We start from the raw sequence: 23,205 nt of genomic DNA on the forward strand, positions 1-23,205 counted from the left end.
GTCGGGCCCTTCGCGGGGCCCGACCCTTCGAACCGTCCGTAGGGGGAGCCGGACATGCGACACAAAGATCGGAAACACCTCGCCAAGGCCCGGTGCACCGAGCGGCTCACGCGCCGCCTCGCGATGCCGTTCGTGTTCCTGGGCGGGATGTCGGGCCTCATCAACGTCCTCGCCCTCACGGGCTCCTTCTACATGCTCCAGGTCTATGACCGGGCCCTGCCGAGCGGCAGCCTGCCCACGCTCATCGGCCTCTCGACCCTCGCCATCGGCCTGTACGTCATGCAGGGGATGTTCGAGGTGCTCCGGCTGCAGATCCTGGTTCGGGTCGGGGCTCAGCTCGACCGGCGCTCCGCCCCGCTGGCCCACCGCGTCGCCATCGACATGCCGCGCTTCGGCTACTCGCCCGCCGAGGCGATGGAACGCGGACGGGACGTCGACACCCTCAGGGGATTCCTCGGAAGCCCCGGTCTGGTGGCGCTCCTCGATCTGCCGTGGATGCCGATCTTCCTCGTCTTCGTCTACACGCTCCATCCCTGGCTCGGGGCGCTGACGGTCGGCGGCGCGGTGCTGCTGACCTTCATCACCATCCTGACCGAATTGTTCACGCGGCGCTGGGCCGGCGCGACCCAGGAGGCGATGGTCGTCCGCAACGGGATCGCGGATACGAATGCCCGCAACGCCGACGTCCTCAAGGCCATGGGGTTCGCGGGGCGGGCGGTGGACCGGTACCGCGCGGCCAACGACGAGCACCTCGCCCTCCAGACGCGGACGGCGGACGTCACCGGGACGTTCGGCGCGATCTCCCGCATCCTGCGCATGATCCTCCAATCGGCGGTGCTGGGGCTCGGTGCCTACCTCGTGATCGGCGGCGAACTTTCGGCCGGGGCGATCATCGCGGCGTCCATCACCTCGGCCCGCGCCCTCGCCCCCATCGACCAGACGGTGGGCAATTGGAAGGCCATCGCCACGGCCCGCCGGGCCTACACCCGCCTCAAGGAGACCCTGACGGTCCTCGCCAACACCGAGGAGCCGATGCCGCTCCCGCCCCCGCAGATGTCCCTGCGGGTCAATTCGGTGACTGTCGCGGCGCCGGGCTCCGGCCGGGTGCTGCTGTCGGACATCAACTTCGAGCTCAAGGCCGGGCAGGCGGTGGGCGTCATCGGTCCCAGCGGCGGCGGGAAGACCACCCTGGGCCGGGCGCTGACCGGCGTGTGGCCGGTCCTGCGCGGCGGCATCCGCCTCGACGGCGCCGACCTGCCCCAATGGGACGAGGAGAGCCTCGGGCGCAACATCGGCTACCTGCCCCAGGAGGTCTGCCTGATGGATGCGACGGTCGAGGAGAACATCTCGCGCCTCGCCAACGACGCCGACCCTGCCATGGTGGTCGCGGCCGCCCGCGCGGCAGGGGTCCACGAGATGATCCTGCGCATGCCGGACGGGTACCGGACCGAACTCGGACCGTTCGGGACGGCCTTGTCCGGCGGTCAGCGCCAGCGGATCGCGCTCGCCCGGGCCCTCTACGGCGACCCGTTCCTGCTCGTGCTCGACGAGCCCAATTCCAACCTCGACGGAGAGGGGGAAGCGGCCCTGGCGAAGGCGATTCTCGACGTCCGCGCCCGCGGGGGCATCGCGGTCGTCATCGCTCACCGCCCGAGCGTCCTGGCTGCCGTCGATGCCGTCGCGGTGATCCAGGATGGGAAGCTGACCGCCTTCGGGCCGAAGGAGGCCATCCTCGGGAAGCCGACGCGCGAGGTCGCAAAGGGCACCGATTCGGCCAAGGTCACCAGGGAGCGCTCCCCGGAGGAGCGGGCTACGGCATGATGATCGCAACGAAAGGCACCAAGACCGACGAGGCCGCGCAGGAGGGGGTGCAGGGACTTGCCCGCAAAGCCCCCGAAGCCAAGTCTCGCTTGCCCTATGTCCTGGGGCTCGCCGTGGCGGCGGTCGCCACCTACCTCAAATCCCTCTTCCAAGAACCAGCACGCGCCGAGGCCGAGGGCGAAGGCGCAGAGCCGCCCGGGGCGGCGTCCCTCAAGCCGGCGTTGCTGCTCGTCTCCGAGAGCCAACAGGACGAGGAGCTTCCCGATCCCGACGCGAAAGGATCCTCCGCCTTTGTCGAGGAGGCGCAAGTCACCGCCGCGGCTTTGGAATACGACGTTCAGGAGTTCGTGCGAGCGCAGTCCCTGCGGTTCGCAATGCCCGAGACGCGCCCCGATCTCGGCGACTTCAAGTCGTCGCCGATCATCCCCAGCCCGATCAACGACAACCGGGACGCGGCCCCCGCCGGCGGCGGGGGTGGTGGGGGGCGCGGACATGGCGGCGGCGGACGCGGGACACCCTCCCAAGAAGACGCCGTTCCGCGCCCGTTCCCCGTCGGCGATGAGGCCGCGCATTCTCCGGATGAGGCCGGAGACGGGGTGAAGCCGAACGGCTTGTCCGGTGAAGGGGGTGGGACGGCCACTGGCGGCCGGACAGAGGACGGGGACGACACGGGCGGTTCAACGCCCGCCGACCCCTCCGTGCCGGGCGACCCGCCGGGCGGACGCCGCAATCGAGCTCCGGTTTCGGTGGGAACCGTGCAACTGGCGGACACCACGAGGTGCGCATCCCTCACGATCGCGGCCCTCGACCTCCTTCGGACCGTGTCAGACCCCGACGGCGACGCGCTGGCGATACGGGACGTCACGGCCTCGTCCGGCACCCTGGTCCGCGATGGCGACGGGTGGCTCTTCGACGCCGACGCAGCCGGATCCGTCACCTTCACCTACGAGGTCACGGATGGAGAGTTCGTCATCACGCAGACGGCGACCCTGAATGTCGTCGACCGTGCGTTTGAACCCAGCTCGGGCGGCGACGGGGGGAGCGCGGGCGGTACGACCGGCACGGGTGGCGACGACCTGATCCTGGGCACCCCCTTCCCGGACCGGATCGACGGGGGCGCCGGGGACGACAACATCGACGCCCGGGGCGGAGCCGACTTCGTCGATGGAGGCCCGGGAGACGACACCATCGTCGGCGGCGCCGGAGACGACACGATCCTCGGCGGGCTAGGGCACGATGTGATTTTCGCCGGCGCGGGACGGGATGTCGTGTCGGGCGGGGGCGGAAACGACCGCATCTTCGGGGAGGACGGAGACGACAGCCTCTTCGGCGACGACGGCGACGACCTGGTGGACGGGGGCTCGGGCTCCGACATCCTCGTCGGCGGGGACGGCGACGACGCCCTTCACGGCGGCGAGGGCGATGACCGTCTGGACGGCTCCTACGGGAACGACGTGGCGCTTGCCGGCACCGGAACGGACGTGGTGCTCGGCGGTGCGGGCGACGACCGGTTGGAGGGCGGCGAGGGCGACGACCTGATCTCGGATGGAACCGGGCGGGACAGCGTGCTGGGACAGGAAGGCGACGACGTCCTGGCCGTCGCCCTGGACGGAGAGGCCGACACCTTCGACGGCGGTGAAGGCGTGGACACCCTGGATCTCACCGCCTCGACGTCGGGCGTCGCGGTCGACTTGGCGGCAGGGACTGCCGTGGGCACCGACATCGGTACGGACCGCGTGGTGTCGGTCGACATCGTGCGGGGCGGGTCCGGCGCAGACACGCTCACCGGCGATGCCGGCGCGAATGCCCTGTACGGCGGTGACGGAGGGGATCATCTCGCCGGAGGGAGCGGCGACGACTTGCTCGACGGCGGCAGCGGCCGGGACGCGATCCTCGACGGCGCCGGGCTCGATGTCGTCCACGGAGGCGAAGGGGATGACCTGATCGTCCTTGCCACGGACGGCAGCGACGACCGCGTGGACGGCGGAGCGGGGTCCGACACACTGGATCTGGGAGGCGCGACCGGGGACCTTCTCGTCGACCTCGTCCGCCAGGTCGTGTCCGGAACCGAGATCGGAGACGATCAGATCGAATCCATCGAGCGCATCGTGACCGGTGCGGGGCAGGACCACTTCGTGATCGGCGACGACGACGTCGTTTTGACCGGGGGCGGGGGAGACGATCGCTACGAGTTCGTGTCGGCCAAGGGGGAGCGGGAACCGACCCACGCGGTCCAGATCACGGACTTCTCGGTCGGGGACCATATCGACCTGCTGAAGTGGACCTTCTTCGAAGCCGAGCCGGGATCGAAGGGCGAGTCGCTGGCGGAAGCGATGGAGCGCAAGGACGGCACCGTATCCGGCATCCGGTACAAGTCCGCCCAAAGCGAAGACGGTGTCGTGACCGCCATCTCCGCCGACTTCGATCACGACGACATCTTCGAGACCACCATCGTTCTCGACGGACAGCATACCCTCCTGTTTTGCGCCGTCGCGCCCCCGGCGATACCGCCGAGTGCCGCGCCCATCGCCTAACGACCAACGGAAGGCCCGGACATGTCCACGCTGCCGACCCACCACCGAAGCCCGAAATACCTCGCGGAGATCGACCATGCCCAGGAGCTGTCCTTTTCGGTCATTCCCCGCATCGCGCTGAGCCTCGCGCTGTCGGCCGCGTTGCTCGGCGGCCTCGGGGGCTGGGCCGCGACGACGAGCCTGAATGGGGCCGTCATGGCGCCGGGGACGGTCGCCGTGGAACACCGCGCCAAGGCGGTGCAACACCGGGACGGCGGGGTCGTCGGGGCGATTCTCGTCCACGACGGGCAGGCCGTGACGGCGGAGCAGGTCCTCATCCGGATCGACGACGCGCAAACCCGCGCGGAACTCGCCATCGTGAGCGGTCAGATCATCGAGATGTCGGCAAGGAAGGCTCGGTTGCTCGCGGAGCGCGATGGGCTGAGGGTCCTCGTCTTCCCACCCCTGCCGCTCGGGGGCGGGCCGGGCGCACGCTCGGTGGTCGAGGGCGAGATGCGCATGTTCCAGGGCAACCTCGCCAGCCGCGACAGCCAGCGCCAGCAACTCGAACTCCAGATCGGGCAGGTGAACGAGGAGATCGCCGGCTTGGTCAAGCAACGGGACGCGAAGCGCGAGGAACTCACGATCCTCACGAGCGAGCACGGAAAGCTGCAGGGGCTCGTGGACAAGCACCTCTTCGAGGGATCCCGCTTCCTTCCCATCAACCGCGACCGCCACCGGCTCGCGGGCGAGCAGGGGTCGCTCGAAGCGTCGATCGCCCGCGCCAAGGTCCGGGCGAGCGAGATCCGGGTGCAGGTGCTCGCCATCGCGGATACCGCGCGCACCGAGGCGCAGCGCGAACTCGCCACCGTCGATGCCAAGCTGTCCGAACTGTCCAACCGTCGGATCGCGTTGGAGGACCGGCTCACCCGAACCGACATCAGGGCCCCCGTCACGGGCATCCTGCATGAGCTGAAAGCATTCACGGTGGGCGGCGTCATCACCCCGGCTGACGTCCTAGCGACCGTCGTCCCGCACGATGCCACGCTCAAGGTTGAGATCCACATCGCGCCGTCGAGCATAGACCAGATCGTCGTCGGCCGGCCGGCGAAGGTGAGGTTCACGGCATTCAACCAGCGCACGACACCCGAACTCAAGGGACGCCTCACCTATGTCTCGCCCTCGACGACGAAGGGCGCCAGGGACGACGCCTACTTCGTCGGACACGTCGCACTCGATGAGGGGGAGTGGGAACGGCTCGGACAGGGCAAGCGCCTCGTGCCCGGCATGCCCGTCGAGGTCCACGTCGCCACCGAGGAGAGGACCGCCCTATCCTACCTCGTGAAGCCTCTACAGGATCAATTCAGCCGGACATTTCGTGAGAGATAACATGCATAACTATCGACCGTGCACCGCAGTAACGATACTTTCGACCGAATGAATTTAAACGTTTCATTCTTGGAAGTTTCTTGTTGCCTTTCAATTCTAACGTGTATACCTCTTCCTTCGGTCGACGAGGAGTCGATGATGGATGAGGCGCTCAAAGTAAGCAGTTTTCGAGCGGCGCCCGTCGCGACCGACCGCGAGATGTTCCTTGCGACGTTGGTGAAAGCCTTGAACGATACCCTCGGCGACACGGTGGGTCCGCGGGAAGCCAAGGGTTTCGATCACTTGGTGGGAATGGCCGTCGCGGAGCAGGTGTTAGCCGGTTACTTGGCCGCCGCCGGCGCGTCCCGGCTGGACCTCACGGCGACCCTCGATGCCTTGCTCGACTGGAAGAGGCGTTTGGGCGGCGACTTCACCATCCTCGAAAGGACGGACAAACGGGTCGTCCTGGTCTACGGGCGCTGCCCGTTCGCCGGTCTGGCCGGCGACACCGGAGCGATGTGCCGGGTGGCGTCCCACGTGTTCGGCCACATGGTTGCGGAGAGCCAGGGTTATGGACGCGTCACTCTCAGGAACACCATCGCCTGCGGCTCGCGCGGACGCGGGATCGTCATCGACCTCGAACCCGACGACCACGACGGTCCTGGGCAATCCTACTACGCGAAGGTCGGCCGTTAGGTCCGACTTCGAGATCCTTCTCGATCTCATGCCGAGCCCGACAATCCTCGCCGACAGGCTTGGGAGCGTCGTGGCCGCGAATGCGGCGGCCCACGAAACCCTGGGCGCTCTCCGGCTCGATCGCCCGTTGCCGGTCCCAGACGCGGCCCGCGCCGACTTCGAGCGTTACCTCGGCGGCTGCCTGTCCACCTCGGGGACCGTTCCCGGCGTGGTGTACCTCTGGCAGGCCGATGGGCGGATCGAACGCCATCCTTGCCATGGCGTACGCGCTCAATTCCAGGCGTACGAGGGGACACCGCTGGTCCTCATCCAGTTCGATGGGATCGTCTTCGACCGCCGTTTCAAGGCTTTGGCGGCCAAGCTCCATGACGCCCGGCGCGTGATGCGGGAACGACGGATCCAGTCGCAGCAGATGCAAACGATGATGGGGGAGCGCGAAAGCCTGCTGGCCCGGCTCGAGGGCGACGCGTTCGCCCGCGCCGAGGCCGAGAGCGAACGCGACGAGGTTCTGACCCAACTCTACAGGGCCGGGCAGGACGAGAGGAGGCGGCTCGCCCGCGACCTGCACGACCACGCCGGCCAGCACCTCATGGCCCTGAAGCTCGGGCTCAGGCGGCTGGAGCCGCACCTGACGACCTCGGAGGCCCAGGGCGAGCTCGAAAGGCTGGTGGACCAGGCACAGGACGTGGGGGACGCCCTGAAGCGCGTGATCCTGGCGCTTCGCCCTGCGGCCCTGGAGGAGTTCGGCTTCGTCACGGCGCTCCGGTACCTCGTCGAGGAATGGGGGCGCGCCACGAGGATGCCGGCGGAGTTCCAAGTCGGCAATGTCGAGGTGCAACTGCCGCCGGATCACGCCATCACGCTGTATCGTATCGTCCAGGAGGCACTGACCAATGTGGCGAAGCATGCCGGCCAGCCCTGCCGGGTCTCCGTCGTGCTCGTCTTCAGTGAAAGCCACCTCACCTTGTCCATCGACGACGATGGACACGGTTTCGACGCGGCCAACGCCTCCAGCCATTCCCTGATCGCGCAGGGCAAGCTCGGCTTGGTGGGGATGCGCGAGCGCATCTTCCTGGTGGGCGGCGCGCTCGACATCGACTCGACCCCCGGGGCCGGCACCTTGGTGACGGCCAGGGTCCGCCTGGAGAGGGAGACCCACCGCCATGGCTGAACAGACTGCGATCCGCGTCGTGCTCGCGGACGACCATCCTGTGTTCCGCCACGGCGTCGCCGACCTCCTGGCCAGCGCCGGCGATTTCGACGTCGTCGCGGCGGTCGACAATGGCACCGCAGCGGTCCGGGCCGTAACCGACCTCGCTCCGGATGTCGCCATCCTCGACCTTGCCATGCCGGAGATGAACGGGGTCGCGGTCATCCGCAAACTCGTCGAAGGCAAATGTCCCACCCGGTCGCTCATCCTGAGCGTCTACGAGAGCCGTGTTTACGTCGAGCAGGCGTTCGAAGCCGGTGCTTGCGGGTATGTCTTGAAGCGTTCCGCCTTCAACAACATCGCCCAGGCCGTCAGGGCCGTCCGGGCCGGGGGGACCTATCTCGATCCTTCCCTGTCGGGCCACGTCGGCGGCCCCGGGCGGGTGCCGTCCGACCAATCGGCCCGTGACGCCTCCGCACCCCTGGCGGAACGAGAGCGGGACATCCTCCGCTTCGTGGCCTACGGCCTCACCAGCAAGGAGATCGCCAGCCGCCTCGCGACGACCCCCAAGGCCGTCGAGGCCCATAAGGCGCGGGCCTGCAGCAGGCTCGGCATCGGCAGCCGGGCTCAGGTGGTCCAGTTCGCGATCCTGCAGGGATGGCTTCAGGGGGAACTCGCGGAGCGATGATTGGCCCGGTGAGGTCGCAAAGCGGAGAGTGACGGGAACGCGATGTCCATGGCCCGCAGCTTCGGGCGGCCGGCCGTCCCGAACGGTCCCAGCCCCTCGCATCCATGACCGGCAAGTCCTCTCACCGATGCGCTTGAGAGGAATGTAGGAAAAACCCCCGGCTCTGGAAATTTCCTGTGAGATTAGGGAAATTCAAGGCATTCCTTTGAGCCTGTAAAAGTGGAACATTGCGGCTTCCAGTAGATGCGCTGCTCGAATGGAATTCGGTGAACGATCGGGACGGCGGCGTGTTCGCCCGGTCTCACCTTCGTAGCGCCCTTCGATTCTCAACAAGACGACGAGGTTGCGACTCGTCGGTGGGGATCTGCCATGTTCCTGAACCCAAGGAAGACCTCCCGCATCCGTATGCTGGAGGCCGAGCGGGCCCGTGAAAACCGGCTGGAGATCGTCAAGGCCCTGTCGCATGGCCAGGTCTCCAAGCGGGAGCTGTTCCGGTGGGGCCTCTACGGCACCTCGGGGCTGATCGCCGCCAAGCATGGCCTGAGCCCGTTCGTCCGCAGCGCCTACGCGGCGGTGCCGACGGGGACCCCGGCGAGCCCGCTCTTCGGGGCGAAGAAGTTCCACGAGCCCATGCACCGGGCGCTCGTGCAGCCGCGCATCCCGCTCCTGCCGGCGCCGACGAACATGGACGTGATGTGGATGGACCCCGCCGGTTCCGGGCGCGAGCTGCCTGAGCTGCGCGGCCGGCGGCTGTCCTACCATGACGAATGGTCGAAGAAGGGCAGCGGCTACACCCGCTACAACAATCCCCTGACGGGGCGCGGCCCCTGCGAGGGCCGTCCGCCCGGCGAGTTCTTCGCCCACCAGCGCTGGACGAACGATCCCGCCAGCCCGAACCGCGACCTGTTCCCCAAGGTCGGCTACCTGATGTCCCTCGGGCAGATCCAACCGGGCTCCCGCTATTGCAACGAGATGCCCGAGCAGAACGCGAACTCCGTCTGGAGCTTCGGCGTCCGCCAGCCCGGCCGGCGCGGCAACGCCGCCGGCTCGCGGCTGGGCTACGGCGCGCCCTGCCTCATCAAGGCCCGCTACGGCGAGCCGATCCTCACCCGGATCTACAACGACCTCCCCGTGGACCGCACCGCCAACGGCGGCTTCGGGCGCAACGAGACCTCGACCCATTTCCACAACGCCCATAACGGGGCGGAGAGCGACGGCGCCTGCAACGCCTATCACTTCCCCGGGACGTTCTACGATTACCATTGGGGCATCACCCTCGCCCGGCGGGACATGCCGAGCCAGCGGGTCTTCAGCGATCCGCTCTACGCCCGGAAGGCGTCCGGCCCCACCGACGACGGCGGGTTGAAGCTCGTCGAGGGGGATTTCCGCGAGCTTCAGGGAAGCCTGTGGTTCCACGATCACCGCTTCTTCTTCACGGCCGAGAACGTCCACAAGGGCAACTTCGCCCTGTGCAACATCTACAGCGGCCCGGATCGCGCCTGCACCAGCGTCAGGGACGGGATCAATCTCGGCCTGCCGAGCGGGAACGCCCTGCCCTGGGGCAACCAGGATTTCGACGTCAACCTCGCCGTGACCAACCCGGCCTTCGACAAGAACGGCCAGCTGTTCTTCGACATCTTCGATACGGACGGGTTCCTCGGCGACATCCTGGCCGTCAACGGCAACTACTACCCCTATTTCGAGGTGCTGCCGCGCCGCTACCGCTTCCGCATCCTGAACGCCTCGATGTCGCGGTTCATCAAGCTCGCCGTCGCGGTCAACACTTCGCGCAACTTCTCCTCGGGGACGACGGTTTCGATCTGGTTCATCGCCAACGACGGCAACCTCGTCGTGAACCCGTTCCAGATCACCGAACTGGACGAGCAGGGCGTCGCCGAACGCTACGACGTCGTGATCGACTTCTCGGCCTTCGCCCCCGGCGACAGCCTCTACCTCGTCAACCTGCTCATGCAGACGGATGGGCGGCTGCCGGCCGGCGCCGTCTCCATGTCCAACGCCCTGACCGGCGTCGCCGCCGATCCCTGCGTCGGCCCGATCCTGGAATTCCGCGTGCTGAGCGGCGGGATCGTCAGCGTCGATGACCCGACGCGGACCTATACCGGCACCGAGATCGACGACAGCGCCGACTTCCGGACCTCCGACTGGCGATCCGGCGTCAAGACGCTCACCACCCAGATCCCCGTCGTAGCGCCTGTCCGCACCCGCGTCTTCGAATACGGCCGGTCTGGCCGTGGCGATTCGCGCGATTCCAAAACCGGCCAGTGCATCCCGGAATGCGGGTCCATTGAAGCCTTCCCGTGGACGATCAAGATCAACGGGCAGGCGGCGCATTCCCTCAATGCCAACCGCATCGGAACGCTCGTGCCGAAGCCCGGCGAGGTCGAATATTGGACTCTCGTCAACGGCGGAGGGGGGTGGGACCACCCGATCCATCTCCACTTCGAGGAGGGTGTCACGCTCAACCGTGGCAACGGCCCGATCGGCCCGATGGAGAAGCTCGTCCGCAAGGACGTGTGGCGGCTTCGCCCCGGCGGCAGCGTGCAGATCCAGGTGCGGTTCGGCGAGTTCGGCGGCTCCTACGTCAACCATTGCCACAACACGGCGCACGAAGACTTCGCGATGCTGCTCCGCTACCAACTCCTGACGCCGAGCCCGAGCGATCCCGACTTCGCAAGCACCGGCAGCCGGCCACATTGGCAGATCTCGAACACGCCCCTCCCATCGCCGGACGGCGTGACCTTCAAGATCCCCGAGGTCCTGCCCGAGGCCGACCCGAAGAACACCCAGTTCTTCACGCCCAACAAGGTCTGACCGCCGCACCGCCGACGCCGGCTGGCCATGCCGACCAGTCGGGCACACCTTGGGAGCGCGGTCTCTCGAAGGCTGTGCGAGCCCCACACCGAGGTACGAGCCGCCATCTATGCCAAAGTGCCGACGTCGTCCGCGAAGGCGGGTTGGGATATCTCTTTTTGATAATTTCGCCCTACATGAGCAGTATCGCTATCTCAGGGAATCCACTTAATGGCTAAGCTACCGGTGCTCATGCTTGCGCTCGCCGTCAGCGCGAGTGCGTCCTTCATCGCGATGGCCGATCAGCCGGGACCGGACTGGATGCCACTTGAGCAGGTCAAGGCCAAGCTATTGTCTTCCGGCTACACGTCGATCACGAGCATCCAAGCCGACGATGGGCACTGGGATGGAGAAGGAATCAAGGACGGACAAAGAATGAAGTTCGAGCTCGATCCGAAGACAGGCGAAATTCTCGGCGAGGCGCTTCATTAAAGAGGGTCGGGGAAAGATCTGTCTGCTTTTCTTGTGAGGATGCGTTGCGGTTCTGTAAGGTCTCCCGGCGATAGCGGTGTGCCAGTTAGCAGTCGCGCCTCAAAAATTACCGCGTTACCTCAATCACATAAGTGTTCGCGCTTCTGTTCGGACTGGAGCGCCACCAACGCAAATTCAGCGACATTTGCAGCAAGTATCCTTCGGTGGTAGCTGCGTTCCAAGCGCGGCATCACGAGAAGATCGGCCATGGGCCTGCTGGATGGATTGCTCGGTCATGGCTCGGCCGTCGATGGAGCCTCGCTGGAGCGACGGCTGGACGGAATCCTGATCGAGGGCGAGACGGCGCGGCTCGCGTTCAAGATCATTCGGGACGTCTTCGTCTTCACCGAACGGCGCGTGATCCTGATCGACGTTCAGGGCGTCACCGGCAGCAAGGTCGAGTTCCTGTCGGTGCCCTATCGCGCCATCACCCGGTTCTCGGTCGAGACGGCCGGCACGTTCGATCTCGATGCCGAACTGAAGATTTGGGTGTCGGGTGCGGCGGAGCCGATCCAGCGGACCTTGAAGAAGGGCGCGGATGTCCGGGGCATTCAGCGCGCCCTTGCGGAAGGCGTCTTGCGTTGAACCATCCCTTGGCCGACCGCCCGCCTGATTGGCGCATCTCGCAACACGACCGGCCTATTCCTCCCAACCCGACCCTAAGAAGCGCTTGATGGCGTTTCTTGACCGGTGCGGGCGTAGGCCCTTCGCCTCAGCCTTGCAGGCTCTCGGCGAAGTCGTCGGGGATCTCACCCCATTGACCGAGGATGGTCACGCTTTCCAGTTCGCCGGTCTCGTCGTCGGCGACGACCTTCAGGGCGGCCGCGCCCGGCATCCGCTTCGCCAGATTCTCGGCCTTCTTGACCGCGCCGCTCTCCGTCTGGGCCTGCTCCTGACGGGCGGGCCGCAGGCGTTTGCGGTGAAGCTCGAACGGCTGCACCACGTAGCTTGTCTTCATCGCCATCAGCTGTCGGTCCTGTTCTGAAAGCTCAGTGGCGGCGGTCGAGGGCGGCGACGTAGAACCCGTCCGTTCCCGTGCGCAGCGGCGTCATCTGTACGCCGTGCGTCGTATGGCGGATGGCATCACCCAGGGACGCCGGAGCCCCGGCCAGCAAGTCGGCGGCGGGGACCGTCGCAAAGTCCCCCCGCCTCGAGAGCAACGCCGCCACGGCGTCATCGTTCTCAGAGGGGAACAGCGAGCAGGTGACGTAGACGACGCGCCCACCCGCCCGCACGAGGCTCGCCGCCCGGTCGAGCACCGCCGCCTGCTCCGCGTGGCGGGTCGCGAGGCTGCCGGGACGAAGGCGCCACTTGGCGTCCGGGTTGCGGCGCCATGTGCCCGAGCCGGTGCAGGGCGCATCCACCAGCACGCGATCCACCGTGCCGTCGAGGTCGGCGAGCACATCCGCGCGCTGCTTGCCGCCGCGCGGGGTGCGCACCTCGGCCTGAGCGCCGGAGCGGCGCAGGCGCTCGTGGATCGGGGCGAGGCGGCGTGGGTCGCCATCGGTGGCGATCAGCCGGCCGGCGTTGCCCATGGCGGCGGCGAGCGCCAGGGTCTTGCCGCCCCCGCCCGCGCAGAGGTCCACGACGGTTTCGCCCGGCTTCGCCCCGGCGAGCAGGGCCGCGAGCTGCGAGCCCTCGTCCTGGATCTCGTACCACCCGTCGAGGAACTCCGCCTCGACATGGAGCGCGGGGCCGCGTCCGTCGGCGCCGACCGGCACCCGCAAGCCCTGCGGTGCATGCGGCGTCGGGGCGGCGCCGTAGCCTTCGAGGGCGGAGAGGATGGTGTCGCGCGGGCCGCGCAGGGTGTTCACGCGCAGGTCGAGGGGCGCGCGTCGGGCGAGCGCGCGCAGTTCCGGGATCAGGTCGCCGCCGAGTGCGGCTTCGAGGTCGGGCAGGACGAAGGCCGGGGCGTCGCCCGCGATCTCCGGCGGGGCGGTGTCGAGGGTCGCTGTCTCGATGCGCGTGCGCTCCTCGGCCGTGAGGGCGGGCGGGGCGTAGCCTTCACCGGAGAACAGGGCGGCGATCGAGGGGGCAGCGAGGCCCTGCTGCAGGCGCAGGGAGCCGATCACGATGGCGCGCGGCGTGTCCGCGCCCATGATCCAGGCGGCGGAGGCGCGGCGGCGCAGGGCATCGTAGACGAGGCTCGCGATACCGGCGCGGTCGCCGGAGCCGGCGAAGCGGTGGGCGAGGCCCCAATCCTTGAGGGCGTCGGCGGCCGGGCGGCGGCGCTCGGTGATGTCGGCCAGGACTTCGATGGCGGCAGCGCAGCGGGCGGCGGGGGTCAGGGGCTCACTCCTCGAGTCGGTGGGTTCGCAACGGGATGTTCAGGGCGATAGCCCCGAAGTCGGCGGCGCGGAAGAGGTTTCGCGGCGGCCACGATAAGGCCAAGCTTTGGCGCGACGATGGATGGTCATGCCTCGCGGCCCGTTCGGGCGGCGGGCCTGCACCGGAGTCGCATCGTCCATGTCGTCCCACACTCGAATCGTCAGCAGGATCGTCCTGCTCGGCTTCGCCACGTCGCTGCTCGCCGCCTGCGCCACCGCGCCGGCCGCTACCGACCTGACGCCGCCCCCTCGCCGGCCAGTCGATGCCAAGACGCAGCTGGAATACGGCAACCCGCCCCCGCCGCCGCCGCGCTACTGATCCCGCACGGGCGGCGCTCCGGCGCCGTCCTTCACTGGGCCTTGGTTTCGCGTGCCCGACGCGCTTCGTAGGCCTTGAGGCCGGTATAGGCGAGGTCGAGCATCGGCGTCGCGATGCCCTGCGCTTGGCCGCGCGCGAGGAGGTCGCCGATCACATGGTCGGCCTCGATGCGGCCCCTGCCCTCGATGTCGCGCAGCATCGATGCCGTGAAGGTCGAGCCCGCCGCCGTCAGTTGCCCCCTGGCGCCCGAGGCGACCTTCTCGCGCGGGGCGAAGCCCGACGCTGCGGCGATGGCGGTGCATTCCTCGTGGAGGGACGTCAGGAAGGCGGTGCCGCCCGGTGCGGCCACGATGTCGCCGATGGCCGCGCGCATCAGGGTCGTGCCAGAGGCCAGCGTCGCGAGGAAGACCCACTTCTCCCACATCTCAAGCTCAATGCGGTCGGAGAGGCGCGGCTGGAACTTCGGCGCGGCAGTCTTCATCAGCGCATCGACCGAAGCGATGCGGTCGGTCGTGCCGCCGTCGCGCTCGCCGTAGGTGATGCTGCACAGCTCGCTCATGTGCCGGATCGTGCCCTCCGGCGTCAGCGTCGCCGCGATGGCGCAGCTTCCGCCGAGGACCTTCGCGGCGCCGAAGCGGGTATCCAGCGCATCGAGATGGGCCATGCCGTTCAGCACGGGCAGGATCGCGGTCCCCTCCCCCACGGCCGGGGCGACATCGGCGATGGCCGCGTCGAGGTCGTAGGCTTTGCAGGACAGGAGCACGAGGTCGAACGCCCCGGCCTGCGGAAGGCCGGCGGCGGTGATGGTGCGGGGCTCGCGCAGGTGCAGGTCCCCGAGGGGGCTGGCCACCTTCAGCCCCTCCGAGGCTAGCCGCGCGGCGCGGGCCGGGCGGACGAGGAAGGTGATGTTGGCGCCGGCCTCGGAGAGGCGCGCGCCGTAATAACCGCCCGTCGCACCCGCTCCGACCACCAGCGTCCGCATCGGCCTCGTCCTTCGTTCGTCAGGTCCGGGAGGGGTAGTTGGGGCTCTCGCGGGTGATCGTCACGTCATGGACGTGGCTCTCGCGAAGGCCCGCATTGGTGATGCGGATGAACTGCGCCCGCTCCTGGAACTCCGGCACCGTCGCGGCGCCGACATAGCCCATCGCCGCGCGCAGGCCGCCCGAGAGCTGGTGCAGCACGGCGGCCACCGGGCCCTTGTAGGGCACCTGACCCTCGATGCCCTCCGGCACGAGCTTGTGCGTGTCGCTCACCTCGGCCTGGAAGTAGCGGTCGGCCGAGCCGCGCGCCATGGCACCCACCGAGCCCATGCCGCGATACGACTTGTAGGAGCGGCCCTGGTGCAGGAACACCTCGCCGGGGGCTTCGTCGGTGCCCGCCAGCAGCGAGCCGAGCATGGCGACCGAGGCGCCCGCCGCGATGGCCTTGGCGAGGTCGCCCGAGTACTTGATGCCGCCATCGGCGATCACCGGCACGCCGGCCTCCGAGGCGGCCTCGACGGCCTCCATCAGCGCGGTCAATTGCGGGACGCCGACGCCGGCCACAATGCGGGTGGTGCAGATCGAGCCCGGCCCGATGCCGACCTTGATCGCGTCCGCGCCGGCATCGATGAGCGCCTGGGCGCCCTCGCGGGTCGCGACGTTGCCCGCCACCACCTGCACGGCGTTCGAGAGCTGCTTCACCCGGCGCACGCTGTCGAGCACCTTGATCGAGTGGCCGTGGGCGGTGTCGACCACGATGACGTCGCAGCCGGCATCGATCAGGCGCTCGGCGCGCTCGAACCCGCTGTCGCCGGTGGTCGTGGCGGCGGCGACGCGCAGGCGGCCCTGCTCGTCCTTCACCGCGTTCGGGTAGGCGACCCCCTTCTCGATGTCCTTCACCGTGATCAGGCCGATGCAGCGGTAATGGTCATCGACGACGAGAAGCTTCTCGATGCGGAATTGGTGCAGGAGGCGCTTGGCCTCGTCCTGCGTCGTGCCCTCGCGGACGGTGATGAGCCGGTCGCGGGTCATGAGTTCGGAGACGGGCTGGCTCGCCTCGGTGGCGAAGCGCACATCGCGGTTGGTGAGGATGCCGACGAGCTTGCCGCGGTTGCCGTTCGGCCCGCGCTCGACCACCGGGATGCCGGAGATGCGGTTGTTGCGCATCACATCCAGGGCGTCCGACAGGGTCTCGTCCGGGTGGATGGTGATGGGGTTCATCACCATGCCGGACTCGTACTTCTTCACGAGGCGGACCTGCTCGGCCTGCTCCGGCGGCTCGAGGTTGCGGTGGATGACGCCGAGGCCGCCCATGGCGGCCATGGCGATGGCCATCGGCGCCTCGGTCACGGTGTCCATCGCCGAGGACATGATCGGCATGTGGAGGGCGATGGTGCGGGTGAGCCGCGAGGCGATGTTTACCTCGGTCGGCATCACCGAAGAGGCGGCGGGCCTCAACAGCACGTCGTCGAAGGTCAGGCCCTCGATGATCGACGCGGAACTGAGTCGGGCCATGTGCCAACGGTCCTTGAAGCAAGCGGCGCGGGTCGCGCAGCGGGGAGCGGGTTGGCAAGTGGCCCTATCACGCAAGATGCAGCCACGCCAATGCGAGGATGCCGCGTCGCGGTAGGCTTGTGTGCATGGCTGGGAGGCGCGGACGCCTCACCGCGCCGGGACGGCCGGTCCCTTGTCGGTGTATTCCGGCGGCAGGCCGATATAATCCGCCGCGATACCGTCGATGCCGGGCGCCCGGCCGAAGGCCTCGCAATCGGGATCGAGGGGGGCCTCGCCGAGGATCGTCACGCGGATGCGGTCCCAGGTCGGCAGGGTGTTCGGGGCCAGGAACGGGTCCTCGCCACGGGCCATGAAGTACCCGAAATCCTGCCCGAACTCGCCCGCGAGGTCGTAGGGATCGCTGGAGGCTGCGAAGCGCGGCTGGCTCGTGAAGGAGTTGGCGGCGCCGCCCCAGACCATCGCGGCCCGCTGCTGGTGGCGGCGGTCCAGCGCTTCGGCCTCGACGGTGAGGCTTCCGAGGCCGATGGGCAGGCGCGGGATCGGGATGCGGCCGATGCCGTCCGCGAAGCCGACTCCGAGTTGCGAGGCGATACTCACCGCCGCCGAGCCGGCAATGGTTCCGCCCGCGCCGATGAGGTTCGTGGGCTCCACGTGTGTCACCTTGGCCCGGACGGTGAGGTCCGCGTCGCGGCTCGTCACGATGTCGTAGCGGAGCGACAGGTCGTAACAGAGCGCCCGGTCGGCCGCGTTGGCGATGAGGCGACGGTCGGCGGCCGTGAGCGGCGCCGAACCTTCCACCTCGGCCGGGAAGGAGGTCGGGATGATGCGCACGGTGCGCGCGCGCTCGACGGCCGGCCTGTCGATGTAGAGCCGCGCCTCGGTGGCGGTGGCCGCCGAACGCTGAAGCCGGTCGTAGCGCGTGAGCGATCCGGAGGAGTTGATGAACACGGTGCCGCATGCCGCGACCCCCGTCATCAGGGCCGCCGCAGCCAACAGGCGAGACAAGGCGCGACGGTCGGGCCGGCTGGATTGCATCCGCACTCTCAATATCATGCTCTCGGTGGAGCGCCCGCCACGCGGGCCGGACGGCGCAACGCCGGTCCTTGCCGAAAGCTTATCCGTCACGCCTGCGTGAGGATAGCGGCCAAGCTACCCGGGCCATGCCGCCACGCTCCGGCTGTGGCTTCGCGGATACAATTCTGAAACGCCCGGATGGAAAACGCCGCAACCCCACATGGCCTTGCGCGTCTCCCGTCCGATGCCCCGTTCCCTGACCCTCTCCCAACGGATCGTCCCCCTCACGGTGGCGACCGCCCTCTTCATGGAGAACACCGACTCGACGGTGATCGCTACGGCGCTGCCGAGCATCGCGGCGAGCCTTCACGAGGACCCCATCGCTTTGAAGCTCGCGCTGACGGCGTATCTCGTCAGCCTCGCGATCTTCATCCCCGTCAGCGGCTGGGCGGCCGACCGGTTCGGGGCGCGCACCGTGTTCCGCGCGGCCCTGTGCGTGTTCCTCGCGGGCTCGCTGGCCTGCGCCGAGGCGAACGGCCTCGGCGGGTTCGTGGCGGCCCGCTTCCTCCAGGGAATGGGCGGGGCGATGATGGTGCCGGTGGGGCGCCTCGTGGTGCTGCGCTCCGCGCCCAAGGCGCAACTCGTCACCGCCCTCTCCTACCTGACCCTGCCGGCCATGGTCGGGCCGGTGATCGGGCCGCCCCTCGGCGGGCTCATCACGACCTGGCTCGACTGGCGCTGGATCTTCTTCATCAACGTGCCCATCGGCATCGTCGGGTTCATCCTCGCGACGCTCTACTTCGAGGACCTGCGCGAGGAGGAGCGCCCGCCCCTCGACGTGCAGGGCTTCCTGCTGCTGGGTTCCGGCCTCGCCTCGCTGATGCTGGGGCTCGCCTCGCTGGGGCGGCACCTGCTGCCGGCTTCCGTCACCTGGGGATGCTTCGCCGCCGCCTGCCTGCTGCTGCCGGGCTATTTCTGGCATTCGCGCCGCGTGGCGCATCCGGTCGTGCGCCTCGACCTGTTGCGCTACCCGACCTTCCGCGCGGCGGTGACGGGCGGGAGCCTGTTCCGCATCGGCACGGGGGCCATTCCCTTCCTGCTGCCGCTGATGCTCCAGATCGGCTTCGGCCTCGATGCCCTGCGCTCCGGCCTCATCACTTTCGCCGCGGCGGCGGGGGCGATGTTCGTGAAGACAATGGCGCCCGCGATCCTGCGCCGCTTCGGCTTCCGGCGGGTGATGGTGGTAAACGCCGTGCTGGCCTCGGCCTTCCTGGCCGTGAACGGGCTGTTCACGGCGCAGACGCCCCATCTCGTGATGCTGGCGGTCCTGTTCGTCGGCGGGTGCTGCCGCTCGGTGCAGTTCACCTGCGTGAACGCCATCGCCTATGCCGACCTCGACAAGCCGCAGATGAGCGCCGGGACGAGCTTCGCCAGCGTGGCGCAGCAGCTCTCGCTGAGCCTCGGCGTCACCTTCGGAGCGCTGGCGCTCGAAGGCACGGCGGCGTTTCACGGGCGGACGGCGATCGAGGCCTCGGATTTCGGCCCGGCCTTCCTGGCGGTGGCCGTCATCTCGGTGCTGTCGGTGTTTCCCTTCCGCGCCCTGACGCCGGAGGCCGGCGCCGAGGTGTCGGGCCGGCAGATCGCCGCGACGCCGTCGAACGCGGCGCCGGGGCGAAGCTGAGCCTCAGGCCGCGCGGGCCTGGGGCGCCCGGCGTCCGCCGCCGGACTTCCCCCCCGACTTGGCGGCGGGCTTCGCGCGCGGCGCGGGCGAGCCCATGCGCCAGCCCTGCCAGCTCCAGGCCCCCGGGCCGGTCATCGCATAGAGGAGATAGCCGCCCGCGAGGCCGAGATCGGCCAGCATCAGCGTCCGCTCGGCCACCAGGGCCGGGCCGGTGAACTGCCAGAAGGCATGGAGCACGCAGGCCGTGGCGGCGGCGAACAGCGCGAGCGCAAGGCCGGTGAGGCGCGGCAGCACCCCGAGGATGATCGCGAGCGGCCCGAAGACCTGCACCACGACCGCCGTCGTCGCGACGGCGTTCGGGGCCGGCATGCCGGCCCCGGCGAGCGTCAGGGCGAAGCCGGAGACGTTCAGTGCGCGGGCGATGCCGGTGGGCAGCAGGGCCGCCGCCAGCAACAGGCGCGCGGCCAGAAGGGTGGCATCGTTGGCGCGGGCGAGCATGGGGGTGAGTCCGGGGCGCGAGGAAGTCCCTCAGACTCGCGGCTTCGATTGAACGCCCCGTTAAGCGCAACCGTAAATCAGGTGGATGATCCGGGCGCGAACAGGCGTCCGCGTTCCGTCCACGCGACCACGAGGAGGGCGAGGCCGCCGAGGGTGGCGTAGCCGATGCCGATGGGCATCACGGTGCCGTCGAAGGCATGGCCGATCAGGTAGCCGCACAGGGCGCCGAGGATGGTGGTGTAGCAGCCGAGGAACGACGAGGCCGTGCCCGCCACCGCGCCGAGGGGTTCGAGCGCCAGGGCGTTGAAGTTCGGCATGGCGAAGCTGATGAGGAACTGGTTCGCCGCCAGCACCCCGAGGAACAGGGCGAGCGGCGGATGCCCGCCATAGGCGAAGCCCAGCGCCACCTGCCCCAGCCCGACGATGGTGAAGGCGATCGTCCCGGCCTGCGAGAGCGTCCGCATCCCGAGCCGGCGCACGACGCGGGCGTTGATGAGCGTCGCCGCGCCCATGGCGCCCGCCACGAGGCCGAAGGCGACGGGAAAGAGCGGCCCGAGCTTGTAGAGCCCGGTGTCGAACACCTGCTGCGCCGAGCCGACATAGCCCATGATGCAGCCCGTCAGCAGGCCGAGCGCCGTGGCGTAGCCGACCGCGACGCGGGTCGAGAGCGTCAGCCGCACCGCCTGCGCCGTCGCCTTGAGAGAGAGCGGACGGCGGTATTCCGGGTGCAGCGTCTCCGGCATCCGCCACCCGAACCACGCCGTCACGATGAAGGCGAGGATCAGCATCGAGACGAAGACGTAGACCCACGAGCCGAAGGCCAGCATCGCGCCGCCGATGGCCGGGGCGATCATCGGCACGATCAGGAACACCATCATGATGAGCGACATCACGCTCGCCATCTCGCGCCCGGCGAAGCGGTCGCGCACGATGGCGGTGGACAGCACCCGCCCGCCGGCCGCGCCCATGCCCTGGATGACCCGCGCCGCGAGCAGCCAGCCGAAGCTCGGCGCCAGCATGGCCAGCACGCAGCCCGCGACGTAGACGCCGAGGCTCGCCAGCAGCACCGGCCGCCGCCCGAGGGCGTCCGAGAGCGGCCCATAGATGATCTGCGCCGGCCCGAAGCCGAGCATGTAGACGTAGACGAGGAGTTGAAGGTGGTTCGGATCGGTGACGCCGAACCGTGTCTCGATGGCCGGGAAGGCCGGCAGAAGGTTATCGATGGAGATCGCCGTGACCGCCATCATCAGCGCGACGATGGCGACGAACTCGGTGAAGCCGGGCCCCACCCAGGCGCGGCGGGTTTCGGCGGCCTTCACGGTCGGAAGGGCATCGGACAAGGGGCGACTCGCGAAACAGGAAGGCCGGGCGGCTCGCCGCCTCAGCGCGTGTCCTTCTAACGCTCATCGCCCCGCGCGGGCCGCAGTTCAGGCCGGCTGCGGGCGCATCCCGACTTCGGCCTCCGGCCGGCGCCCGACGAACAGGGACATCATCGCCGCCACGAGGCAGAGGATGCCCGCCGCCACGAAGGCTTGGGTGTAGGTCCCGCTGCCGGTGCGGGCGACGCCTGCGAGCCACGCCGCCGAGGCCGCGCCGATCTGGTGCGCGGCGGCGATCCAGCCGAACATCAGCGCCGCGTTGCCCTCGCCGAAGGCCTTGCCCGCGAGGTTCACCGTGGGCGGCACCGTGGCGATCCAATCGAGCCCGTAGAACACGGCGAAGAGCGACAGGCCGTAGAAGCTGAGATCGAACGAGTAGGGCAGGAAGATCAGCGAGAGCCCGCGCAGGGCGTAGTACCACGCCAGCAGCTTGCGCGAGTCGAACCGGTCGGTGAGCCAGCCGGAGGCCGTTGTGCCGACGAGATCGCAGATGCCCATCAGCGCCAGCAGGCCGGCGGCGGTGACTTCCGGGATGCCGTGATCGAAACAGGCCGGAATCAGGTGCGTGCCGACGAGCCCGTTGGTCGAGGCGCCGCAGATGAAGAACGTGCCCGCGAGCAGCCAGAAATCCTTCGAGCGCACGCCCAGGGCGAGGCCGCGCAGCGCCCGCTTGGCCGGGTTCTCGGTGAGCACCGGAACCGGCTGAAGGGCCGTCTCGCCGTAGCGCGGCAGGCCGAGATCCGACGGGCGGTCCCGCAGCAGCAGCCAGACCAGGGGCACGAGGACGAGGGTCGCCCCCGCGACGGTGAACGAGACCGTCCGCCAGCCGTGATCGACGGCGACGTGCGCCAGCAGCGGCAGGAAGACGAGCTGGCCGGTGGCGCTGCTCGCCGTCAGCAGGCCGAGCACGAGGCCCCGGCGCTGGCCGAACCACCGCCCGGCCACCGTGGCGCCGAGGACGTTGGCGACCATGCCCGAGCCCGAGCCGACGACGATGCCCCAGAGGAGCATCATCTGCCAGGGTGTCTGCATCAGGCTGGTGGCGCTAGTGCCGACCGCGAGGATGAGCAGCGCGCCGCAGACCGAGGCGCGCAGGCCGAACCGCTCGATGATCGCCACCGCGAAGGGGCCGATCATCCCGTAGAGGAAGATGTTGATCGCAATGGCGATGCCGATCGTCGCCGCGCTCCACCCGAACTCCTTCTCCCAGGGCACGATGAGCACGCCCGGCGTCGCGCGCACCCCGGCGCCGACGAGGAGTACCACGAACGTCACCGCTGCGATCACCCAGGCGTAATGGAACCGTGGGGCCGGGCGGATCTCGGCGGAAGAGGTCATGGTGTCGGGTCTCCCGCGCTCATGCGCGCAACGCTTCGGCCAGGGACCGCACCGAATCGGGATCGACCCGCTGCGCCAGTTGCTTCTGCGCCGCCTGCCAATGCGGCTTTGCCTCCGCAAGGGTGGCACGGCCGGCTTCGGTCAGTTCGGCCAGGCGGCTGCGCGCGTCGTTCTCCCCCGCGCCGACGCGCACGAGGCCGCGCCGCTCCAACGGATCGAGGTTGCGCGCCATGGTGGTGCGTTCGAGATCCGCCTCGGCGGCCAGCCGGGTGACGGGCAGCGGCCCGCAGCGGTCGAGAATCTTCAGGATGGCGTATTGCGTGACCCGCAGGCCGGTCGGCTTCAGGGCCTGATCGTAGAGGGCCGTGGCGGCACGGGCCGCCCGACGCAGCGCGCCGCAGGTGCAGATGTCTCGCTCCAGGGCCGGCGGCGCGTTCATGGATGGGTGTATATGCACCTAACTGGCTCCGAGCAAGCGGGTGACGGATCGCCGGGATCGACTCCCCTGCCTTAGCGGGTGTCATCGACTCGCTGAACGGCTCTGGTAACGCTCGGTCCGTCTGCAAACCCGGTACG

Annotated in this window: 20 protein-coding genes; 11 read left to right on the top strand and 9 right to left on the bottom strand. The window is 68.9% G+C overall.

Annotated elements, in window-relative coordinates; all coding sequences use genetic code 11:
* Positions 1 to 54: 54 nt before the first annotated feature.
* The 9 genes from ACXJ1Y_RS10615 to ACXJ1Y_RS10655 all read left to right on the top strand — a co-directional run bounded on the left by ACXJ1Y_RS10615 (position 55) and on the right by ACXJ1Y_RS10655 (position 12,163).
* The gene (locus ACXJ1Y_RS10615; RefSeq protein ID WP_463849966.1) at positions 55 to 1,821 is read left to right on the top strand and encodes a type I secretion system permease/ATPase; all 1,767 of its coding nucleotides are present in this window, start codon (positions 55 to 57) and stop codon (positions 1,819 to 1,821) included.
* Positions 1,818 to 4,355, top strand: a complete 2,538-nt coding sequence (locus ACXJ1Y_RS10620) for a cadherin-like domain-containing protein (protein WP_463849967.1) — start codon at positions 1,818 to 1,820, stop codon at positions 4,353 to 4,355. Before ACXJ1Y_RS10615 ends, ACXJ1Y_RS10620 begins: the two co-directional genes overlap by 4 nt.
* Before the next feature lie 21 nt (positions 4,356 to 4,376).
* Positions 4,377 to 5,723 (top strand): HlyD family type I secretion periplasmic adaptor subunit, encoded by a 1,347-nt coding sequence (locus tag ACXJ1Y_RS10625; protein ID WP_463849968.1) that lies wholly within the window; start codon positions 4,377 to 4,379, stop codon positions 5,721 to 5,723.
* 138 nt (positions 5,724 to 5,861) lie between these two features.
* Complete coding sequence (locus ACXJ1Y_RS10630) at positions 5,862 to 6,398, top strand: methanogen output domain 1-containing protein (protein WP_463849969.1); 537 nt, start codon at positions 5,862 to 5,864, stop codon at positions 6,396 to 6,398.
* Positions 6,399 to 6,426: 28 nt separating this feature from the next.
* Positions 6,427 to 7,569, top strand: coding sequence for a sensor histidine kinase (locus ACXJ1Y_RS10635; protein ID WP_463849970.1), 1,143 nt, complete (start codon positions 6,427 to 6,429; stop codon positions 7,567 to 7,569).
* Between the two features lie 19 nt (positions 7,570 to 7,588).
* Positions 7,589 to 8,236, top strand: a complete 648-nt coding sequence (locus ACXJ1Y_RS10640; RefSeq protein WP_463849971.1) for a response regulator transcription factor — start codon at positions 7,589 to 7,591, stop codon at positions 8,234 to 8,236.
* A gap of 369 nt (positions 8,237 to 8,605) precedes the next feature.
* Positions 8,606 to 11,068 carry a multicopper oxidase domain-containing protein gene (locus tag ACXJ1Y_RS10645; protein WP_463849972.1) on the top strand — a complete coding sequence of 821 codons (2,463 nt, stop codon included), beginning with the start codon at positions 8,606 to 8,608 and terminating at the stop codon, positions 11,066 to 11,068.
* 231 nt (positions 11,069 to 11,299) lie between these two features.
* A complete protein-coding gene (locus ACXJ1Y_RS10650) occupies positions 11,300 to 11,539 on the top strand; it encodes a PepSY domain-containing protein (protein ID WP_463849973.1) in 240 nt (79 codons plus the stop codon).
* A 246-nt stretch (positions 11,540 to 11,785) separates the two neighbouring features.
* Positions 11,786 to 12,163: a PH domain-containing protein gene (locus ACXJ1Y_RS10655; protein ID WP_243955820.1), complete on the top strand. Its 378-nt coding sequence runs from the start codon at positions 11,786 to 11,788 to the stop codon at positions 12,161 to 12,163.
* 127 nt (positions 12,164 to 12,290) lie between these two features.
* Here ACXJ1Y_RS10655 and ACXJ1Y_RS10660 read toward each other — a convergent pair whose 3' ends face one another.
* Positions 12,291 to 12,542: a hypothetical protein gene (locus tag ACXJ1Y_RS10660; RefSeq protein WP_243955816.1), complete on the bottom strand. Its 252-nt coding sequence runs from the start codon at positions 12,540 to 12,542 to the stop codon at positions 12,291 to 12,293.
* A 25-nt stretch (positions 12,543 to 12,567) separates the two neighbouring features.
* Entirely contained in the window at positions 12,568 to 13,866 is a 1,299-nt protein-coding gene (locus tag ACXJ1Y_RS10665; RefSeq protein ID WP_463850092.1) for an RsmB/NOP family class I SAM-dependent RNA methyltransferase, read from the bottom strand.
* Between the two features lie 178 nt (positions 13,867 to 14,044).
* Between ACXJ1Y_RS10665 and ACXJ1Y_RS10670 the strand changes: the two genes are divergently transcribed.
* Positions 14,045 to 14,224, top strand: coding sequence for a hypothetical protein (locus ACXJ1Y_RS10670; RefSeq protein ID WP_342165656.1), 180 nt, complete (start codon positions 14,045 to 14,047; stop codon positions 14,222 to 14,224).
* A gap of 31 nt (positions 14,225 to 14,255) precedes the next feature.
* Here ACXJ1Y_RS10670 and panE read toward each other — a convergent pair whose 3' ends face one another.
* From panE to ACXJ1Y_RS10685, 3 genes are all read right to left on the bottom strand, one after another.
* Positions 14,256 to 15,206 carry a 2-dehydropantoate 2-reductase gene (panE, locus tag ACXJ1Y_RS10675; RefSeq protein ID WP_463849974.1) on the bottom strand — a complete coding sequence of 317 codons (951 nt, stop codon included), beginning with the start codon at positions 15,204 to 15,206 and terminating at the stop codon, positions 14,256 to 14,258.
* Between the two features lie 19 nt (positions 15,207 to 15,225).
* Positions 15,226 to 16,719 carry an IMP dehydrogenase gene (gene guaB / locus ACXJ1Y_RS10680; protein ID WP_463849975.1) on the bottom strand — a complete coding sequence of 498 codons (1,494 nt, stop codon included), beginning with the start codon at positions 16,717 to 16,719 and terminating at the stop codon, positions 15,226 to 15,228.
* A 147-nt stretch (positions 16,720 to 16,866) separates the two neighbouring features.
* Positions 16,867 to 17,754 carry a DUF3313 domain-containing protein gene (locus ACXJ1Y_RS10685; RefSeq protein ID WP_463849976.1) on the bottom strand — a complete coding sequence of 296 codons (888 nt, stop codon included), beginning with the start codon at positions 17,752 to 17,754 and terminating at the stop codon, positions 16,867 to 16,869.
* Positions 17,755 to 17,977: 223 nt separating this feature from the next.
* On the opposite strand from ACXJ1Y_RS10685, the gene ACXJ1Y_RS10690 reads away from it, so the two are divergent.
* Positions 17,978 to 19,414, top strand: a complete 1,437-nt coding sequence (locus ACXJ1Y_RS10690; RefSeq protein WP_463849977.1) for an MFS transporter — start codon at positions 17,978 to 17,980, stop codon at positions 19,412 to 19,414.
* 3 nt (positions 19,415 to 19,417) lie between these two features.
* Here the strand turns inward: ACXJ1Y_RS10690 and ACXJ1Y_RS10695 are convergent, their stop codons facing one another.
* From ACXJ1Y_RS10695 to ACXJ1Y_RS10710, 4 genes are all read right to left on the bottom strand, one after another.
* Positions 19,418 to 19,912, bottom strand: a complete 495-nt coding sequence (locus ACXJ1Y_RS10695) for a DoxX family membrane protein (RefSeq protein ID WP_463849978.1) — start codon at positions 19,910 to 19,912, stop codon at positions 19,418 to 19,420.
* A gap of 77 nt (positions 19,913 to 19,989) precedes the next feature.
* Positions 19,990 to 21,156, bottom strand: coding sequence for a multidrug effflux MFS transporter (locus ACXJ1Y_RS10700; protein ID WP_463850093.1), 1,167 nt, complete (start codon positions 21,154 to 21,156; stop codon positions 19,990 to 19,992).
* Positions 21,157 to 21,339: 183 nt separating this feature from the next.
* A complete protein-coding gene (locus tag ACXJ1Y_RS10705; protein ID WP_463849979.1) occupies positions 21,340 to 22,629 on the bottom strand; it encodes an MFS transporter in 1,290 nt (429 codons plus the stop codon).
* A 19-nt stretch (positions 22,630 to 22,648) separates the two neighbouring features.
* Entirely contained in the window at positions 22,649 to 23,068 is a 420-nt protein-coding gene (locus tag ACXJ1Y_RS10710) for a MarR family winged helix-turn-helix transcriptional regulator (protein WP_463849980.1), read from the bottom strand.
* Between the last annotated feature and the right edge of the window lie 137 nt (positions 23,069 to 23,205).

This window comes from Methylobacterium sp. TK26 (assembly GCF_055361565.1).

Bases quoted from the DNA above. Each gene is read 5' to 3' on its own strand.
- ACXJ1Y_RS10645 (WP_463849972.1), top strand. From the start codon at position 8,606: ATGTTCCTGAACCCAAGGAAGACCTCCCGCATCCGTATGCTGGAGGCC.
- ACXJ1Y_RS10695 (WP_463849978.1), bottom strand. From the start codon at position 19,912: ATGCTCGCCCGCGCCAACGATGCCACCCTTCTGGCCGCGCGCCTGTTG.
- ACXJ1Y_RS10625 (WP_463849968.1), top strand. From the start codon at position 4,377: ATGTCCACGCTGCCGACCCACCACCGAAGCCCGAAATACCTCGCGGAG.
- ACXJ1Y_RS10630 (WP_463849969.1), top strand. From the start codon at position 5,862: ATGGATGAGGCGCTCAAAGTAAGCAGTTTTCGAGCGGCGCCCGTCGCG.
- guaB (WP_463849975.1), bottom strand. From the start codon at position 16,719: ATGGCCCGACTCAGTTCCGCGTCGATCATCGAGGGCCTGACCTTCGAC.
- ACXJ1Y_RS10685 (WP_463849976.1), bottom strand. From the start codon at position 17,754: ATGCAATCCAGCCGGCCCGACCGTCGCGCCTTGTCTCGCCTGTTGGCT.
- ACXJ1Y_RS10710 (WP_463849980.1), bottom strand. From the start codon at position 23,068: ATGAACGCGCCGCCGGCCCTGGAGCGAGACATCTGCACCTGCGGCGCG.
- ACXJ1Y_RS10635 (WP_463849970.1), top strand. From the start codon at position 6,427: ATGCCGAGCCCGACAATCCTCGCCGACAGGCTTGGGAGCGTCGTGGCC.
- ACXJ1Y_RS10615 (WP_463849966.1), top strand. From the start codon at position 55: ATGCGACACAAAGATCGGAAACACCTCGCCAAGGCCCGGTGCACCGAG.
- ACXJ1Y_RS10705 (WP_463849979.1), bottom strand. From the start codon at position 22,629: ATGACCTCTTCCGCCGAGATCCGCCCGGCCCCACGGTTCCATTACGCC.
- ACXJ1Y_RS10655 (WP_243955820.1), top strand. From the start codon at position 11,786: ATGGGCCTGCTGGATGGATTGCTCGGTCATGGCTCGGCCGTCGATGGA.
- ACXJ1Y_RS10660 (WP_243955816.1), bottom strand. From the start codon at position 12,542: ATGGCGATGAAGACAAGCTACGTGGTGCAGCCGTTCGAGCTTCACCGC.
- ACXJ1Y_RS10620 (WP_463849967.1), top strand. From the start codon at position 1,818: ATGATGATCGCAACGAAAGGCACCAAGACCGACGAGGCCGCGCAGGAG.
- ACXJ1Y_RS10690 (WP_463849977.1), top strand. From the start codon at position 17,978: ATGCCCCGTTCCCTGACCCTCTCCCAACGGATCGTCCCCCTCACGGTG.
- panE (WP_463849974.1), bottom strand. From the start codon at position 15,206: ATGCGGACGCTGGTGGTCGGAGCGGGTGCGACGGGCGGTTATTACGGC.
- ACXJ1Y_RS10650 (WP_463849973.1), top strand. From the start codon at position 11,300: ATGCTTGCGCTCGCCGTCAGCGCGAGTGCGTCCTTCATCGCGATGGCC.
- ACXJ1Y_RS10670 (WP_342165656.1), top strand. From the start codon at position 14,045: ATGTCGTCCCACACTCGAATCGTCAGCAGGATCGTCCTGCTCGGCTTC.
- ACXJ1Y_RS10700 (WP_463850093.1), bottom strand. From the start codon at position 21,156: ATGGCGGTCACGGCGATCTCCATCGATAACCTTCTGCCGGCCTTCCCG.